The organism is Legionella genomosp. 1 (assembly GCF_900640215.1).
In the GTDB taxonomy this organism is placed as follows: Bacteria; Pseudomonadota; Gammaproteobacteria; order Legionellales; family Legionellaceae; genus Legionella_C; species Legionella_C quinlivanii_A.
This window is the reverse complement of sequence record NZ_CAAAJH010000001.1, coordinates 361,500-380,457: the sequence shown is the minus strand read 5'-3', so window position 1 is coordinate 380,457 and position 18,958 is coordinate 361,500. Positions and strand designations below refer to the sequence as shown.

Genomic DNA, 18,958 nt, shown 5'->3' with positions numbered 1-18,958 from the left:
TTTGAGATCCTTCGCTAAGCTCAGGATGACGCAACTGGGGAGTTAATTTCTTCTTTGTAATTTGTATCAGTATGAGGCTTGGGTGCCCTACATTGATAAAGACCAAAACGCTTCAACAATACACTGAATGAGTTAGTACTTTCTGGTTTCAGTACTTGTAAAATATCAACAATCTCTTTGTGTCCTGCCTTTTGAGCAGCCTGAAGAGGTAAGACACCCTGTGCATTAGCAAGCGCAGTATCCGCTCCCTGCTTGACTAGTAAACACACCGCCCCCAAGTTCCCTTGCTCACAAGCAATGAACAAGGCGGTCTCCTGCCTTGCATTCCTTTTATTGATCGTACAGCCTGCATTCACAAGACTTTCTAAAATACGTACATAGCCACGATGAGCGGCAAGATGAATGGGGCTGTTACCAGCCAGGTCCGGCAAATCAATTGCAATTTCCTCATGATTTACTAACAATTCAGCAACATTACCCGCATTGGAAAGCGCTGCAAGATGCAAGGCATTTTGACCATGCTCATTAAGCGTATTGAAATTAACACCGTCAAGGAGGAGCTCTTCCATTACTTCTTCATGATTACCGATTGCTGCGGCCTCGATAAGAGATTGATCGTTCGCCTCATCGTGATAAAAAGGAAGCTGTTGTATGAGCTGAAGCATGGGAGTGCTCTTACTTAAAATTGCATACTCTGTCACTGTTTTGCCGAAACGGCATTTAAGACCAGGATTCGCCCCTGATTCGACTAATTTAATGACCGCTTCGATTTTTCCAGCCAAGGCGGCCAGATGTAGGGGTGTGCGTTGACTGGACTGCCTGATTTTTTTAAGACTTTGAGGCTCTTCTCTCGCATCAATAGCAAATTTCTGTTGCAACAGGAACGCTATTACGCTGACCTGACCATGAATGCTGGCATAGTGTAGTGCATTTCGCCCCAGATGATCCCTTATCTCCATTGCATTTTTTTGCCCACAGAGATATCGAACTACTGCTAAAAGCCCCTGACCTGCAGCGAGCAATAATGGGGTACAGCCTTTTCGGTTCGCTTGATTAGGAAAGCGAAGCAGAGGTAATAATGTTAAGGCAGCTTGTTCTGATTTTCCCAGAATCGCATAGTATAGTGCGCTCTGACCTTCCAGGTCACAACTGTCAACAGATGCGCCATGAAGAAGCAGCAACTCCATCAGTCGCAGATTGCCTTTTAATGCAGCCAGCATCAGAGGGGTTTGTTTTCGCGTATTGGTTACATTGGCCGAATAGCGCTTTAAAAGGGTTTTCACCAGACCATAACTATCCGCGAGCACTGCCTGATGCAATGCGGAAAAATGCTTGTTTTCAGTTAAACCGTCGGAACAAACTTCATCCAGACGTGCAAAAAGTTTTAATTTATTAAGCTTTAATGCCAGTTCGATGACTTTGAAATCAGGGCTGACCTTAGCATTCGCTAAAAGGCTTAACGACTCAGGAAAATAAGTAGCCAATACATTGAGTCGATAGCAGGCTAAATTCTCATCTCCTGTTCGAATAATTGCTAATAAGACGTTCTCTTTCCCAAGATGTTGAGCTGGGTTTATTTTATTTTTTTTCAGTAAGCCAAGCAGGCGTGCATGAGAATTGCCAGCATCAGTTGTTGCATCCGATAAATCATAAAGCGATTGGAATAGACTTTTAAAAAGCACAGCGCCCTGTTCAGAATTAAAAATCTGTATCAGATCCGGTTGCTCTTCAAATAAATCAGCCGCATCATCAAAGGCTTGATTGCTTAATAAAGCCTGGATATTCTGGATGTAAGGTTTAAATTTAGTGGACCTTAATTCTTTTTTATTTGATTCCTGATTTTTCTCATCAGAGGGTATGTTAGCAGTAAGATTTGCAGGTAATCGTTTTCTGTATTTATCGATAATTTTAGTAATGCGAGAACTGCTGTTTTCCGTTGACAAATCATCGGGCCATTCCTGCGGTTTAGTTTGTTTAAACAATCGCTTTAACAGATGAGCATCTTCCTGCAGAACCGCAATATGAAATGGGGTTTGATTCTCAATATTTCGAACCTGAGCATGACAACCCAGGCCCAGTAGCATTTGAACAGTTGAAACAGCACCATGACGAGTTGCACAATGTAAAGCCGTATTATTTTTATCATCCAAAGTCTGGTTTATGTCAGCAATAAAAGGAATCACTAAATCCAGTGCTGAACGATAGTTATTTTCACAGCAGGCTTGAATTAGTTGTCGAGCTTCATCTGCTGTGGGTTTGGATTGCTTAAGTAAATAAGCAAGGCAGCGTAGACTTCCTGCACCCGCTGCAAAAACAGCTAAGGATTTGCCATTTACATTAGCATCAGAAATGGCATGCTCCTCTAACCATTCCTGTAAATATGCAATTTCATCCGCAATAACCGCATAATGAATTAAACTTAAATCACCTTGTTTACTTCTAAAGGAAATACCTCGATCGAGAAGTTCATAAACAATCAGGAAATGGCCATATTTTGCAGCAATGGCAACAAGATTTTCACTGTTTTCCTGGCGAAACAATTTTTCCATTGATTAAAGCCATTAATCGATGGAAATCCCCTTGTCGTGTTAAGTAATATACATAATCATAACCATGGCGATCGACCTGCTCTACTTTTTCACCTCTGGCAATTAATGCATCTGCCACCTTGGGCATCGCGTGTTGAACAGCGAGAAGAGAAACACTTTGTTGCTGCTGATTGCAGGTATTGACAATCGCAGTTTTTGTTAATTCAAGTGCAACATCTTCATAACCTGCCTGAATGGCAAGCATTAAAGGAGTTTCCCCATCAGTGGTTTTGGCATCTGCGCTTGCTCCCTGCTCCACCAAATAACAAACTGCTTCCAGATGACCATTTTCAGCAGCCAGGTGCAAGCCTGTTTTTTGGGATTCGAGAGCTAAATGGATTGATAATCCAGTAGCAAGCATGGCCCTCATCAAGTCCACTTTGCCTGATTGCGCTGCCAGGTGAAATGCTGTAAATCCATCGGCTTTCCGGCGAGAATCGAGTACCGCATTCTTCGTAATCAAGAGTAAGGCCACAGCGTCCAAACCATTTTCAATGGCCAAATGCAACGGCGTCATGCCGCTGTCAGGATGTGCATTAACATCGAGCTTGTCTACTTTATCAAGTAATAAGACCGCTAGCTGCGGGTAATTATTTTGAATGGCCAGATAAAGAGGAAAAAGGCCATTTGCCAAGTGTTCATTGGCATTGGCACCACATTCAATCAGTTTTTCTACGACAGCCAGATGACCATTTTCAATAGCAAGAATAAGCGGTGTGGCTCCTCGATTAGTCTTCGCTTCTCGTTGCAAACTATCTGCTGCAAGTTTTGCCACGACCTCGGCATTCCCGCTAACGGCTGCAGTATGAATGGGCAATAAACCGAACTGGTCTTTTGGATGAACTGTTGAGCCTAATGCTTTACTGAATGCCGGCTCAGGTAACAGCCCCGCAGCATAATGAATAAAGCTTGCACCACTTGCATCAAGCGGCTCTCTTGCTAATTCCGGGGAGACTTCGAGAGCAGCGTTTTCATTTTCAGCCATTTCTTCCAGCAGATTCAACATGTTTTCTGCCCGGGGTGAGACATTCTCAGTCCATTGTTTATTATTGACTCTAACTCGAAATAGCTTATATCCTTGCCCCTCAAACATGAAATGGCTGACTTGTTCAGGTTGTTCAGGACAGGCAAACTCTACTGCATTTAAGAAGGCCTCGGCATTGTGAATGGCACTGCTTTTTATATTGGGTAAAGACATGCCGCATCCTCCCACAACTTTCACATTATCACCCAGGTCGTTCTGGTTGAAACAAAGAAAGGCCTGTGTATACTCACTGCTCACAAGGTGCTCTGTAATTTTAGGGTTGCTGCTTAATAATTTATTCAGACGGCTAAAATGACGGATGTCTTCTTGCAGCTCTGTTAACGCTTCCAGCTTTTTCTGACACAGATTTTCAATGATCAGGAATATCTGCGTTTTATAGGCTAGCTGTAGAACTTTTAATGCAGAGTCTTGAATATGTGCTATTTTTTCCTCAAGCAACTTTTCCTTTTTTTGCACAAAGCTGGCAATCGAGTCTTTTGTAATTATGGCTAGCCGGGAGTTCTCCTTTTCAATAAATTGAGCTGTCTGGGCTTGAATTTCTTTACGAATTGCTACTCTGGCTTTGATATATTCGGAGGTTTTCTTTACAGGAGCATCTTCAATTGCTTTATTTATTTTACCCAAGGTTTGATTGTTAGTGTCAATACTGTTCTTTAATTTGATTATTTCTTCGTTTATAGTCTTAATTTTTGTCTCTTGCTCACTACAAAAGACTTGCAATTTTTTGTTTATTTCCTGTTGAATATCATATTTGTTTTTTAAAATATCGGAGGCCACTTTAACTCGGCCTTCAAGAATTGCTTTACCAATTTCAGCTATTGCTTGATTAATGCCTTTAATTTTTTCATCAATCGCGTCAGAAAACGCTTTAATTTGTGCTTGGCTAGCTTGTGGATTTTTAGCAATCTCAGTTGTTTTATTTTGATTTAATTGTGTGATAAATCCTTGAAGCCTCGCAATTTCTGCATTTGCCTGAACCGCTTCATCGGCAAATCTCTTATTAAGTGCTGCTTCGAGCGCAGCACCTTGCTGAATGGCACCAGCTTTAGCCTGCTGCCTCATTTGAGAGATCACTTCATTTAATCGCGTAATTGCCTGGGTACCAAGATTTATTTCCTGATTGCAAAAATTGTTTGCTTCCTCAAGTTTAAGAATAACTTGCCTGGCCTCTTCGATTTCCTTTTTAGCTTGCTCATTAATAATTTGCTCTACTTCAGCATATTGTTTGTTGAGTTCCTCTTCTTCTTTCTGCTTAAGCTCAGCAATCAGCTGATTTAATTCTTCTGATTTCTCTTGAGTATATCGCTCTATTTCATTCTTAACATAAACTGCATCATCTTCTTTTTCCTTTTCGACAAGCGCTTCAGTTTCTTTTCGTATTTCAACCTCTAACTTTTTAAAAAGCTCATCAAGTTCGCCATGTAAAGGTTCTGGAGTCTCCTGATATATTTCTGTTTTTGCCAATTCGGGGTCAGCTTCCCAGCGCTCTTTTAGAAAAGATAGTTTTTTTGAAAGTAAAGTCTTTGTTTTCTCCAGCTTCCTGGGTAAAGATACAAAGCGCCACTTTTTTGCAAATGAAACCGACATGCTCTTTATCTCCTGATTAAGAGACTGATGAATTTCCTGCTTTGCTTTTAATAAATTAACCAATAAAAATTGGCTCGCCAGCCTGGTGATCCGTTCAATTTCATGATCGTTTAACTCTAAATCCTGTTTACCTTCAAAATGAGGACGAAGCTTATCATTTATTAATTGAGTAATAATGCCGCGAATTTTTGAAACAAATACCTCTGGCAAATGAGTTGTTAATTTCTCCTTAAATAAATTTAGTAAAGCCGTATCAAACAATGTATTTTCTTTTGAAAGTGCCTGTAATACCTCATCGAATTTTATCGTAATCGGATAATGCCGGTAATAACGCACCGGGATTGGCGGCAATGCTTTGGGAAACGCTGAATAGGAATGATCAATTGGTGATGAAAAGACAGGCATTTTACCCATCTTATCCAGGGTTGTATTGAAGTAACAAAAGAAATTCATAATTCCTAAAAGTTGAAAGAAATCACGACAAAAAGGGATTTTTGGCAATTTTTCCTGAATTTCCTGGGCATAGAGTTCATAGCAATTGAGAACATGCTGATAATCCTCCGGATAACAGCCGTGTTCCTTACGATAATCTTCGAGATATTTTTTATAATCGGGCATCGGTTCGATTGTGTATTCCACCCGAAAGTTAGCATGCGGAATGAATACATTGCCTTGACGCTCAATTTTTTCCTGATAAGCAATTATGCGAAACGAAGTTCTATAAGGCTGTTTGTATGTCGTTTGGCTGACTTGGTCCTTTAATCCATGACGGCTTAATAATTCACGTAAAGAAAAATAATCCATCTCCTTGCAATGCTCTGCACAATATTTTTTAAGATCAATTAAATGACTTCGCAGAAATGTTTCATCGCAATTGGCGCTGTGATGCCAGTTCTTTAAAAAATTGCTATCAAAAGCACCGCCATTGAGAAAACATTTCATCCAGTAATCTAAAAAACCAATCACTTCACCCACCAGGGTATTTTCAAAAGCCGGATTAATAACTGGATAAAGAAATCCCTGATCATTAAAATGTAAACTAAAAAACGGCGTGGTTTTGTGAGTAAAATACGCACTTGCCAATTCCTGTTGTATTTGTGTCAGAAGTCTGTCAGAAAATGGATAGTTTTCAGAAGGAAAACAAATCACATAATCAGAAGCCAGGGCATGAGCATCACTGTCAATTAAGTCTTCAATAAGGGCAACTTCAGTGGCAACACCGCCAATATCCTTACAGAAATTGGCTACATCTCGCATATTTGAACGCGGATTAAAATTATTGTAGCTCGTGATGAGATGAGTACTTGCAGCTACACTACGAAACTCCGATAAACTTAATAAAAAACCTGCACCCAATTGCGATTGGGCAGTCAAATACGCTGAAAAAATATTAGGCGTTGTGCCCTGCATTTCTCTTCGGATGGCATACTGGACGGCATCGCGAACCTTAGTATCACGAAATAAGAATTGATTGGAAAAACTATAGGTATTAAATTGGCTCAACGAAGAAAAATGATACGGGTAAGTGTTGCTTGAATAAGAAAAACGGCTGAAATAGGGTGAATAATAGGAATAAGGCCGGGCAGTAAAAATCGCTGTTCTGAAAATGGAAGGCAGGCGCAAAAGAGTTCATTGCACTATCACGCGTGCGTAGACTGACCAGGTTAGTCTGGGCTTGAGATTGATAGCTATTATGAATACTTGATACAGATTTAGGCTGAGTTTTTTTAATATCATAAGCCCATGTAGAAATTTGGCTGCCCCCCGTATATCCTATGACTGATCCGACAGCACCGCCCACTAAACCACAAAGCGGCGGAGCCCAGGGAGCTATTGGAGTCAAGGGAGAACATGCTACAGCACTTGCTTTTGCAAACGCAGTTCCTAAAGCAACAGCTCCCGTCCAGCCTCCTGCGACACGAGCACTCTCACGAAAAAACCCATCATAGTTGTTTGTTTCCTTGCCCTTTTGAAATTCGTTGACCAGACTTGCTCCGTCCAGTAGAATCCCCACACCGGTCATCGTACGGCCAAGCATTTTCCCAGCAAACCAAAGTTTCTGACCCGTAGATGTAGGAGGGATATACGAAGGATTGGGAATAAATGAATCCTGTTTTACAGAAAAAGAAGAAGAGTAAACCGATTTCCCGGCCACAATTTCTACTTGCCAGACTCCTTTAATGTCAGACGATCGTATTTTCTCAGGGACAGCCCGTTCCTTTTCAAGCTTATAATATTCATAGTCATCTAGATCAAGTTTTCCTTGAGCTACGTAAGAGAGCAATCCTTTATTAACGTCAACGGCATTTCGTTGAGGATTAATTTCATAGAGAAATCTAGTCTCAGTAACAGTCCTGGGAAATGTTAAGGCGACGTCTTTGGATGTTGTTGTAGAAATATAGCCACTGGTAGCAGAAGAGTGTTCGCCCACAGGATTCACATGAGCCAATAAGTCCATATCCGTTCCGCGCGCAGTGAATCCCTCTTGAAAAATTTTAGTGTAGAGTCTATCCCCTTCTCCTCGATATAACATGTCAAGGGGTGTATTAGCAGGAGGAGGTGTTTTTCCAAATAAAATGACTGCTACACTCGATTGATCTTTATCCGAAGTAGCCTGCGATGTATTTTCAACGCCATCCTTGCTTTTATTTGAACTCGATGAATTATTCCCCAACTTATCTTTCATTATATTTTGCCACAATGATAAAAAAAGACTCATTATAAAGAGAAAAGCTGATATTTGAGATACCGTAGAACTACGGTAACACTGGCAAATGAACCCAATTTGATCACAATGAACTAAATTGTTTATAATGCTGCATGGTCCAATAACCTGTCAGTCATTTTGCATACTCCCATCGCATTAAGTGCTTGTGAAGAAGTTCATGCACTCACGATTCCTCATCTGATACAACATGAGATTACCGCATTTAATTATTACCGTATGTATTTTGACGGCACAGTCATTCGTTTTTCCAGCGACAGAGCATGGACAGAGCATTTTTTTAAAAAAGATTATCTTAACAAATTGACGGTGCCAGGTACCTATCTCACAGAGCCTGTTAATTATTTTATCTGGCTAACAGAAGATTGCCCGGAGATGCTTCTCGATGCTGCAATTAATTTTGATACCTCCAATGGGATTTCAATTGCAGTACGACAGGACGATTCTATTGAATATTTTTGTTTTGGGACTCACACGAATAATAAGTCGATTATTAACAAATTTTACTTAAACAATCTTGATCGTTTGCATCAATACGGTTTGCAGTTTAAAGAGCAGGCAAAAGGCTTGCTTGAACAAGCCAGCCGGGAGAAGTTAATTATCAAGCCAGCCGATAAGTCAAAGATTGCCAATGCTCAACAACCTCGATTATCAAAGCGGGAACTTGAATGTTCATTTGCTTTACTGAATGGGATGCGAGTGAAGGAGATTGCCAGAATGCTGGGACTATCGGTTCGTACGATTGAATTTTACATCCAAAACATGAAAAACAAATTGAGATGCTCGAGTCAAATTGAATTGGTATTAAAGCTCGCTAATTATAAATAATTACCGCAGCATCCCTGAAGAACTTTTATCTTCGCAAGCATTAAACAGAGATTTATAGTTTGAACACACTCGAATTAAAGCTGTCTGAATTAACTGACAGCGACGAAAAAAAATGGAACCAATTTTTGGTACAGCTAAAGCTGGATAAGCATTGGCAAAAAATGAGTCTAATCGGTTTCACCGAAATGAATAGAGCCGTTGAGCACAGGTTAGAAACTTTATTTTTTGTACTCTTTAATTATTCAAAAATACTATTCATCCAAATGAATAAAGCTTTTTTTAATAGCTTGCCAGGAGAATTAAAGAAAAAGTATGCCGCTCATATTATTCTCACCCAAGAACAATCCCCCCGATTCATGAGCCCTGATGAAGTGATCGGTGATTATAATAATGATAACGAGGGCGTATTTATACGTCAGGTCACGGCATCGCGGTTTATGCGAGATGATTGGTTATCCATTACCACTGACGGCCCGAAAACCCGCCTCCTATCTGCCACTTTTGTTCTCAATGATGTGCTAATTGCTCTTATAGGTCAAGTTCCTTCTGATTGTAATAAAGCCTGGAAATATATAGGGGGCGTTGTGTTTTCACATCGCGTAAAATGTCATTTCGCTGGCAAGTCAGATATGAGCACTGATCTCTACTATCTAAAAAGGATTGGGAGTTATACCTACACCCTTAATCAAGACATGTTAACTCCAGACGGAGAAATTGATTATGCAAAACTGTATGAATTAAACCATTCGTTGAAACAATACACAGCTAAAGTGAAGAAAAATGTTCCAGAGTTAAGAAATAAAATCTTAGAGCAGCGGGAAAGGATAAAATCTAGCCATACCACTTATAAAACAACCTCCGGTAAAGTGAAGGAAAATCTGGAAAAAAGATCAGTTACGGAGTTTGGCGTTTTAATAAACAATGAAGCACTTCTGGCTGCCCAAATGGAAGATATTACCGGTGTGTTATTAAATACCAGGTCACACACAAGCATAATGGATGCGTTGGAGATACAGGGTTTTCTCGCACGGCAAGGGATTCATGTTGGGTTATTTTCCTATGATCCAAAACACCGTCCGGCTCTAATAGCCCTATCCCGTGAAGAAGTCATGGAGACTAGTGAATTTAAGAATGCCAATGACCACTACAATCTTTCACAAATAGATCTTCCCACAGGGTATATCGAGTCGATGGGCGCAAAAACCACTAGTTATGTTTTTTATTCTTGCTACATTGCGCAATCTTACAAGGAGTATTTTGCCAACCTCAATCCGATTCTGGATAGTGCAGGCACTCGACTTAGTTTTAACATAACAGCTTCAGATTTGCTGGCCTTTCATCGAGAGCAATTTGAAACGATAAGTAGGCTTTCAAAATTAACGCAGGACTTCGGTTGGCTGCAAACGCATAACCGTATGATACCTGGAAGCACATGTCTGAAAATCTTCAGCTATTCTGATGATGATCAGTTCGTGCAGACCTTCATTAAGCGATTTTTTAAGCATCAGAATTATTTACTTCTAATAGAAAAAGATCATTTTTTCTATCAAATTGAAGTGAGTGCTGCTGAGGCCCTGAAAATTTTATCCAAAAACATTTTACAATCCCCTGCCTATTATATGTCTGTAATGAATGCATCCGAAGAGCAGATTCTCAGAGCTCAAGCAATTCAGAACATGCTTAACTCTATTGAAGTGCCTGCAGTGATACCTTGGGAGTCTCTGCCATTTATTGATGTAAATCAACAGGGTATTTTTATTAATCTGGCATTTTTCTACAATCTGCATACGAGGATGGAAGGGAATAATCTCCTTCAGGAATACTATGAATATTACAGAGCTATTGCGGATAGGCTAGAGAAAATCAACATACCGTTACCCCTCTCCACTTCGCAATTTTATAGATACCCAATAATTGATATAGATGATCCAAATGCCCATAAGAAATATCTGGAATCCAGACTATCCGCAGTAAGGGCGAGCAAACCATCGCTTATTGATGAGAATTTAATTCAGGAACAAATCAATACCATACTGCAGGCAATGCAAAAAAAATACGCATGCACTCTCCACAAAACTGATTCAGGCGAATATTTTCTCAGGTTTTCTGATGAAGTGCCTGCCGAAGAAATCTACAGGCTTCAAGTGAAACTTCAGCTTAATGGGGACGTTGTTCCTCCTGTGGTAGATGAGGAGACTTGTATAACACACTCCTCTGGTATGTTTTACCTGCGGTCAATCATGTCATTCTCAGAACACACGGCCTCTCTGATCAACGATCTAGAACTCAAAAAACAAGAGTACATCAAGCAATTCCACAAGAAACCTGGATCAGACTCGAGCCAAAGCCCCTATTTACCTCAGGAACCATCCCCGGATCTAATCACTTTTTTTGCCACTCCTTTTAAATTAAATCAGGCAATGATAAATACCATGCGTGATTCAAAAGGAATGGTTTCTAAAAAACACTTACAGAAATGGCAACCTTGCGAGGCTGGAGAGCCCTTCACAGAGAGTCATGCTAAAGCAATTCTTTATCTAATTAATGAAAAAAAGCGGAGTCCTGAACAAGCTATTATGCAAACAAGCTATTTGAATGAATCAGAGATAGATAAAAAATTTCTAACGGATGAGTCTGAATTTTTATATGGTTTTGTAGACTACATATAAAAAGAGCGTTTATCTTCGCAAACATTATAATCCTCAATAAGCCAAGTGTACTCTTTTGCAATCAGTTCCCGGTGTCTGGCTTTAGCAATCCATTTGAAGTGTTCTATTTCCAGTGTATAGCTATAGCCTATACAACCACCGCTCTGCTTAAAAAGATGTTTTGAAAAAAACTGCTTTGCGGTCTCATTATTGAAATGGGGTCTTGCCAAAACACGGCATTGTTTTCCTAAAGAGTTGACGTGATCAACCATTGCGATTAACAACTCTTTCCCCACTTGTTTATGCGCTTGTAAGTTTTCCTCTTGAGGATAACATCGGGACAGCATGCAGGATGCTGAAATGAGCATTTCGCTTATTTCAAAATATCGACCCATCGCCCCAAAAAATTCATTGGCTTGTGACTTATAAGTGCATATCCCCCCTCCTAAAAGCCACGCCCAGTATTTCCCCATTATCCTCAGCGATAAGAAAACAAAATCCATTTTTTTTAAATCTGCTGGCGCCTTCCTCGGAAATATCTTTCTCTAAATAAGCTACCATATCGTTAACAGATTCTCTCCAATGATAAAGCAAATTCGAGTTGGTTGAGTTGAAAAGATTTTTTGAAGTATGCTCTTTTTGCTTTTTTTGCCACTCACGCAATACCGCCAATAGATTTTGTTTTTCAACTCCAAACTCTGAGTAGCTTAATTTTCTTATCTTCATCGGAAAAATGCCTTTTACAATCGGTTTTCAAGAGAGTCATCATCAAACTGTGTCATGCCATGTCAGATTTGGGAGATCTCTCACTGCGTTCGAGATGACGGCGTGCCTGTGAGTAAGGACACAGTTTAATGTACACTCTCGTTTTCAACGGCTAAGCGCGTCAAATCACTTAAATCCTGGTTTATGTTTATTTTTTAACTAGTGTGAAGAGGTCTGCATCACAAAAAAAGATAGTGTCACAAGCGGGTTTGAGTTTCAATCAATTTGATACGCAGAACATTATAATCCTGTGTCCTGGTTTTTTATTTATTTTTTACAACCACCTCTTGCGTTTCATTAGACTTGAATAGTCTGAGTAAGTTATTGCTGCTGAATTGTCATGATCTGATCTGACATATTTTCCATTCACATGATGGAAGCCGGATACCGAAATGTAAAATGACAATGCACTCAACCGCTTGCTCACAAGACCGTTCTGTTCAAATTATATACTATTCAGGAGCAAGGCAGCGGTCTTTCTCTTAAAACCAATTTAAGCCATTTAATAAAAACTTAAGCTTTGTCTTATAAAATCAAACGTTCTTTGCTCGACATAATGGCCAGATTGCACTTTAGTACAATATCCGTCTTTATTTTTATTAACTAAACTCAAAGGCGCAGGATGAAACCACAATCAGGGAGATGAATAAGAAGAATAAGCTTTAGCGGGAATTTGATATGCAGTTTTTTGATTCAAAGCGACAACACTTGTCAGCCGGGTTATTAGTAAAAACACTTCTCGCGATGGGTCTTGCTGCAAGCCTTCTCAGTTCCTTGGTTTCATTCAAATCGATTCAGATTATGCCTGCTTATTCTGGTATGGAAGAACAGCTTTTTCTTACTATTTCTATTGCGGCTCTTTTCCTGACCGGCATAGGCTTAATTTCAGAGTATACGCTTTCAGCAATCACCTTCGCTTCGAGTTTACTTATTCCCGAGAAATCCCAGGTCCTTATTATGTCGGGATTTACTAGCGGGAATGTATACATTGTTTTGTCTTTTTTTATCGTCGCCTGTGTCATTCAGAAGTCACAGATTTTTCAAAGAATGATTGTTCTGTTATTACTAAGATTTGCTCACAGACCAGCCTGCCTTGAAAAACTCTTGTTTTTAATTGGACTGCTGATGACTCCAATACTCTCAGTCCAAAGTACTCGAGTGGCGATTATGGCGCCGGTTCTGGATAATATTGTCTCCATTAGCGGTTATAAACCTCAAGGCAAGGCAGCGAATGCCATGGCCAATGCTGCTTTTAGCGGCTGTGTTTTATTGTCAACGGTATTTTTAACAGGCAAATCAAGTAACTATCTTTTATTCAGTGCAATGTCCTCCTCGGACAGCCTTTCCAACGCCTGGCTGGTCTGGCTCTCGTTTGCAGCCTTTCCGGGGATATTACTGGTCGCTGCTTTTTTTCTAATCCATTCCATCGCCTATAAAGCGCCAGAAGTTCCAGAGATTAAACGTTTCAGTCTATTGAAAACCTGTTACAAGCTTGGACCAATATCTGCAAAAGAGTATGCCTCCCTGCTTTCAATAGCGGTGCTAATCGCAAGTCTGGCATTAAGAAGTATACTGCCAGTACACCCATTGTTTATTGCCTTGTTAACCGCATCTATCCCTCTTTGCTTTGGCCTTTTAAGAGTGAAAGACTTTAGCAATCATATTAACTGGAAATTTATATGCTACCTGGCAACCATGATTGGCATTATGAAATTTATCAATGGAATGAAGCTTCCCTTATGGATTGCCCAAGTGCATAACTGGTTAAGCCCTGCTTCTCAGAATATATTTATTTTCATATTCTTACTCTTCGCACTGAGCTGGCTCTTGTGTATCATTTTCGGCACTATGATTGCCCCGGGAATTGCCTTTACCTTGCTAGCCCCTGTTTTGGCAAGTGGAAGCGTCAATCAATGGATCATTGCCTTTGTGATTCTCATGGCGACTGAATCCTGGATATTCCCTTATCAATCCAGCTATTTTCTTTGTTTTAAAAAACTGCTTAATCAGCAGCAAAATTTTGAACTGAAACCAGTATTGATTACCAACGCCTTATTGGCCATCGCCAAAATAGCAGTTATCTATGCCTCTATTCCTTACTGGCGTTATCTCGGGTTATTGTGATTAACGATTCCAGTCTGGATAACAGCAGCCCTAACTGAAACTGATTTTCGCAGCCCATCTTTTTCCTGACCTGCCCGACATGTGCTTTCACAGTGCGCAAACTGAGCATTAAAATGTCGGCAATTTCCTGTTGCGTTTTTCCTCTGGCAAGCCAGCACATGCATTCATATTCACGAAAGGTGAGGTAAGAACCCGTTCCTGGGACAGGAACTCGTTCAAGAAAAGGCAAAATCAGAGCATCTTTGCAAACAGGTCTTTCCTCCTGAAATCCTGCATTTTGTTTTTGTAAGGACAGCGATAATCCATAGGCTTTTTTTAAATCAGAGTGCGTGTCGATTTTATCGTGAAAATAGAGCAAAAACTGCTTCAAAAAATCAAGCTTTTCGAGATACTGGCCATTAATGACGTTATTTCCCAAACGGGTTGCAAAATTATAGGCATCCACAACCCCATTTCCCAAGCGAAGAATAGTAAAAGAATGGCCAAAGCCGTGTTGGTTAAATGCCTCCTGCAAGGCTTTGGTTCGCCCGGTCAGGCATTGCAAATCTCTGATAAAGTATTGCTCCTCCCGCGACGGGACGATTCGATGGACGTCGAAATCAAAGTAGGTATTTTCAAGATAATGAGCAACAAAATCAGGATTTTGCGATATGAAAGAAAAACGCCCTTCTCTGCTTACACTAACATGGGAAAAATGAGTGATTCCCAGGTTTTTAAGCGGCTCACAAAGCTCAGTAAATGCTTGAGCATGGCTAAAACAGGGATGTTCACGATAGATTTTTTTGAGGTTCATACCGTCCTCATCGATTGTGACTCCTGCATTTTAACAACTTCTGCCTGGAAAAGCGATTTCACAGTCTGTGCTCACTACAGGATGTGGCTCAAGTCTTTCATCTCTGGCAAGCTCTTCGATATAACACTCCGTCACAGCACAGGTTTGAGATAATCTCTTGAGCCAACTGTGATAAACCACGTCGTCCACCTCGAAAATCAAAGGCAAGGACGCATTGGCTCGAGCCTTGAGACACTCATTAAGTAAATAATTGTATTCCTCAAGCCTGGCGTTTCTGCCCGCAGGAACGGCTTTGGATTGCACTGGAGGTAAAGAGGATCCATCCTTCTCAATGGCATTATCAAATAAACCTGCTATAAATTGCACCAAGTTCCCGAGCTGATGATATTTGGTGGAAACCTGCGCTTCTTTTGGAATAAGCAGATAAGCAATTCCCGGACGGCCAAAACGCCCGTAAAACTTTAAAGGAATATTTTGAGCATCACTGATTTTTTTTGCGGCTAATACAATCTTGAACGATGAAGTCAGCAGATTATAACGGGCAGCCTGTGTTTCACAGGCTGCAATAGACGCATAAATCACATTAAAACGACCATAAACAGGATTATCAACCTGTTTTATTTTAAAGCAGCAAAAGGCGACCGGCAGGTCATGGCTATCGTAAAATACATCAAATATATAAGCAGGCTGGCTTAGTACTTTTTCTTTAAAAAACACCAGCAATTTCTGGAAAGACTGAAGATCTCCGGGTAACTCAAATTGACGTGCAAAGACTCCCGCCAGTGTATCCTGTTCTTCTGCGTTTAATTCAGCGGTTGTTTTCAATAAGGAATAAAATGCTTTGGCGGGAGCCTCCTCTTCTTTCACCTTAAAACCCAGTGAAGGAAGACTCTTCTGAAAAAAACTATATGTTTGAAGGCTAGCCTGCCGCTGAGCAAGCCTTTTTATTTTCAAAGCAATGGTCTCATTATGCTTTTCAAAGCGCTTTTGTACTTCCACAGGCATTTCAGGATCATAGGGACCTTCCTGCACAAAACTATCCCGATGTTCCAATATCACATCAAGCAAAGCCAAATCATAGTGATGACCTGCGGCAATATAATCAAGCAGACTCTGACCGAACGCATCATGGCTTAAATGATGATGATACATAAGTAGTATCTGCAACTTATCCTCCATCCCCTCCTTCCAGGAAAAGATAAATTCGGGTTTTAAATAATAGTGGAGTAGTAAAGCGGTCATTTCACGCGAGGGGGAATTATCAAGCAAGCTATAATATAAACCATCAGTTCTCCTTAAAGGAACTACGATATCCCCTCCAATCCCTTGTTCAAAAAATGATTTAACCGTTGCAAGCTGGTTGGCGGCAACAGCCAATAATAAAGGCGTATACCCCCAGGAGTCCTGAGTTTCATAACTAAGTAAATTGCTTTTAATAATCGAATCAAGGCGAAAATCATCTCTTGCAGAGTAATGACGCAGCGCCTGACCGGCATTGTAGCCACTGCTATCTCTTACACACATTGCCAGGATTGATGAAGGAAACTGTATTGACCGTTCTACATTCAGACTTTGCAGATAAACCTGTGAGCCTGTCTGCCAGATTAGACAGGCACTGAATAACTGAAAAATTTTCTCATCCCTGACTTTACATACCATTTTATAGTTTGCTGACGCTTCAGCCAATGCTCCAAGATCCAGCCTTTTTCGTTTCGCAACAGGTGCCCAGACTACCCGAAGAAGATCCCTGTCTTTTGTCAAATCAAGACTTAAGTATTTTTCCACATCTGCTTCAAGGTCTTCCAGAGAGCTCGTATCAATTACCAGACTATTTATATAAAAAATCAATCGTTCAGGAAGCGAGGTCATTCGCCGCTGCGCGGATAGCAAGTACTCTTTATGGTGAGTCGCCTGACGGCTCACAATCTCTTTAATTATCAACTTATATTGATCAAATGCATGCTTTTCTTCAATAAATGAGTCAAAATTCTGAATGACACCCAGTATTGCCTGATGATGAAGCAATCCGCGTTCCGACCTCTGAGGTTTCGTAGTTGAAATGTGCTCAATCTGTGAGCGAATAGCCTGCAATTGGGCACGGATAAGCGCAAGGGCTTTTGATGTTTGCTTTTGATACAGAGCAAGATAAATATCGAAATGTTCAAAAAGCAGCGCCTCATCCTTTAAATAATCTTCAATTTTATCCCAATCGCTATCTTCAAATAATATGCGTGCTTTAAAACTTCTCCCTGATTTCTCATTGAAATGATTTCGGCTGATAACTTTAAGGCGCAGGGCATCCCTTTGCCGAACCGCATCGCGAATATTTGTCCATAACTCCAGTTCTCTATCAAAAATAAGCCGGCATTGTTCATATCGTTTGCCATTATCGCTAAGGACTTTCATCATTTCATTTTGCAGCCGCAATAAATGTCTTAGTCGTTCTGGAATCTTAGCTTGCATCTCATAGTCGGTAACTGACAGACTATCCTGTAAGGCACTCTCGATCATAGGATAATAGCCTGACAAAATCCCCTTGAATAATGTCAGTCTAAGAGGCAATCTTTGCGCAAAAATAGCTTTTGCCAATTCTAAACTCCCTGACAGGCAAGCCGATTCCATCGCTATCCAATCGGCGGTTTCCCTCTCGCACTCTTCATTCAGTTTATTGTTATCTTGCGATAGACTGCTCTGATAAATAGCCAAAGGATCTGTAAAACAGGGCAGGCTTTTCTGGAAATACTGACGATTTCTGCTTTGTTTAAACTCCTCATCAAATATCTGAATATTAGTATTCTCATCGGAAACCATATTATTCGCTGCCTCAATAAAACGCTGCGAAGCCCATTGTCTTGATTTTGGAAGTGCTTGCCAGCTATTGAAAATTTGCGCCACTATAGGCGCGTTAAGGCAGAACTCGGCAAGTTCAATCGGCAATCGACCTTCGGGACAGCGCTGATAGACCAGCATCGGATCATTCCTCAACAACTGCTCTACTTTCTCTTCATTCTGAGCCAGGATTGCCAGGTGAATAGCCGGAATTGCGTTTGGATAATTCAGCACATCGTCGGGATGGAAGCTTGAAATGGCTGTTTGCCGCTGTAAATCGGCTATTCCATTGGGATAACCGTTAAACAACATCCGCTCAGCAACCACCGGAATATCCTCTTGAATCATCCAGGAACTTTGAGATTCCATTTGTTTTTGAATGTCTTCCCAAAGTGCTGTTATTGGCTGACTAAAACCACCCAGGGTTTGTATACCCGTCATGAAACATTGCAAACGCCTGATATCCGCTTCATTATCACAACGAACCTGCAAAGAGGCCCGCGCTCTTGGATCAGCGCCTGCGCGAGGCGCGAATTGATAGGAATGCTGATTCACCTGGTCTGGATTATGCAAATCTTTTATAGAAACGAGTGATTCATTCCCTGAAAGCGCCCTGCAAAGCTTCATACTGTTACCGGGTCTTGGCAGTGCCATTACCGACACTACCTGATTAGGGTGAAGTCCAATCAAAAGCCTGTCCAGAGCCAGCTCAGGATTCAAATTTTTACATTGATAAAGAACTTCAAGCTTCTCTACTTCAACTCCGCTTCCAATCAAACCATCATCCTGCAGATAGCAACGTTCATTTACCCGATTAAAACGCGGTAATACCAGATGCCGCTGTTGCACCCCACCCTGATTGGATACCCTTGTCAATGACCAATTGGCCTGAGGAAACGCCTGGTTTTTAAACTGGGGGGCTAAAGGTAAAACCAGTGAAGTCAGACGCTTGAACTTTACTTCGGATAAAGGAAATCGATTTGCCTTGCTTATTAACTGTTGAAAATACTGGAACACGATTGGCGG

The 18,958-nt window shown here is 40.7% G+C and carries 10 protein-coding genes; 3 read left to right on the top strand and 7 right to left on the bottom strand.

Annotation, left to right across the window (positions count from 1 at the left end):
• Positions 1-20: 20 nt before the first annotated feature.
• The 3 genes from E1O89_RS01610 to E1O89_RS15585 all read right to left on the bottom strand — a co-directional run bounded on the left by E1O89_RS01610 (position 21) and on the right by E1O89_RS15585 (position 7,906).
• Positions 21-2,549 (bottom strand): ankyrin repeat domain-containing protein, encoded by a 2,529-nt coding sequence (locus E1O89_RS01610; protein WP_133138631.1) that lies wholly within the window; start codon positions 2,547-2,549, stop codon positions 21-23.
• The gene (locus tag E1O89_RS15590; protein WP_262337370.1) at positions 2,518-3,573 is read right to left on the bottom strand and encodes an ankyrin repeat domain-containing protein; all 1,056 of its coding nucleotides are present in this window, start codon (positions 3,571-3,573) and stop codon (positions 2,518-2,520) included. The genes E1O89_RS01610 and E1O89_RS15590 overlap by 32 nt, the downstream gene beginning before the upstream one ends.
• Positions 3,574-6,709: 3,136 nt before the next feature.
• Positions 6,710-7,906, bottom strand: a complete 1,197-nt coding sequence (locus E1O89_RS15585; protein WP_262337364.1) for an enterotoxin A family protein — start codon at positions 7,904-7,906, stop codon at positions 6,710-6,712.
• A gap of 159 nt (positions 7,907-8,065) precedes the next feature.
• On the opposite strand from E1O89_RS15585, the gene E1O89_RS01600 reads away from it, so the two are divergent.
• Both E1O89_RS01600 and E1O89_RS01595 read left to right on the top strand, forming a co-directional pair.
• Entirely contained in the window at positions 8,066-8,773 is a 708-nt protein-coding gene (locus E1O89_RS01600; RefSeq protein WP_262337363.1) for a helix-turn-helix transcriptional regulator, read from the top strand.
• Between the two features lie 161 nt (positions 8,774-8,934).
• On the top strand, positions 8,935-11,442 hold the full coding sequence (locus E1O89_RS01595) for a hypothetical protein (protein ID WP_133138629.1): 2,508 nt from the start codon (positions 8,935-8,937) through the stop codon (positions 11,440-11,442).
• Here E1O89_RS01595 and E1O89_RS01590 read toward each other — a convergent pair.
• Together E1O89_RS01590 and E1O89_RS01585 are read right to left on the bottom strand one after the other, a co-directional pair.
• Entirely contained in the window at positions 11,433-11,768 is a 336-nt protein-coding gene (locus E1O89_RS01590; RefSeq protein ID WP_133138628.1) for a hypothetical protein, read from the bottom strand. The genes E1O89_RS01595 and E1O89_RS01590 overlap by 10 nt on opposite strands.
• Positions 11,769-11,844: 76 nt before the next feature.
• Positions 11,845-12,147, bottom strand: coding sequence for a hypothetical protein (locus tag E1O89_RS01585; protein WP_133138627.1), 303 nt, complete (start codon positions 12,145-12,147; stop codon positions 11,845-11,847).
• Between the two features lie 717 nt (positions 12,148-12,864).
• Between E1O89_RS01585 and E1O89_RS01580 the strand changes: the two genes are divergently transcribed.
• Positions 12,865-14,310: an SLC13 family permease gene (locus tag E1O89_RS01580; protein WP_133138626.1), complete on the top strand. Its 1,446-nt coding sequence runs from the start codon at positions 12,865-12,867 to the stop codon at positions 14,308-14,310.
• Here the strand turns inward: E1O89_RS01580 and E1O89_RS01575 are convergent.
• Together E1O89_RS01575 and E1O89_RS01570 are read right to left on the bottom strand one after the other, a co-directional pair.
• Positions 14,276-15,103: a helix-turn-helix transcriptional regulator gene (locus tag E1O89_RS01575; RefSeq protein ID WP_133138625.1), complete on the bottom strand. Its 828-nt coding sequence runs from the start codon at positions 15,101-15,103 to the stop codon at positions 14,276-14,278. The genes E1O89_RS01580 and E1O89_RS01575 overlap by 35 nt on opposite strands.
• 30 nt (positions 15,104-15,133) lie before the next feature.
• On the bottom strand, positions 15,134-18,949 hold the full coding sequence (locus tag E1O89_RS01570) for a hypothetical protein (protein WP_133138624.1): 3,816 nt from the start codon (positions 18,947-18,949) through the stop codon (positions 15,134-15,136).
• Between the last annotated feature and the right edge of the window lie 9 nt (positions 18,950-18,958).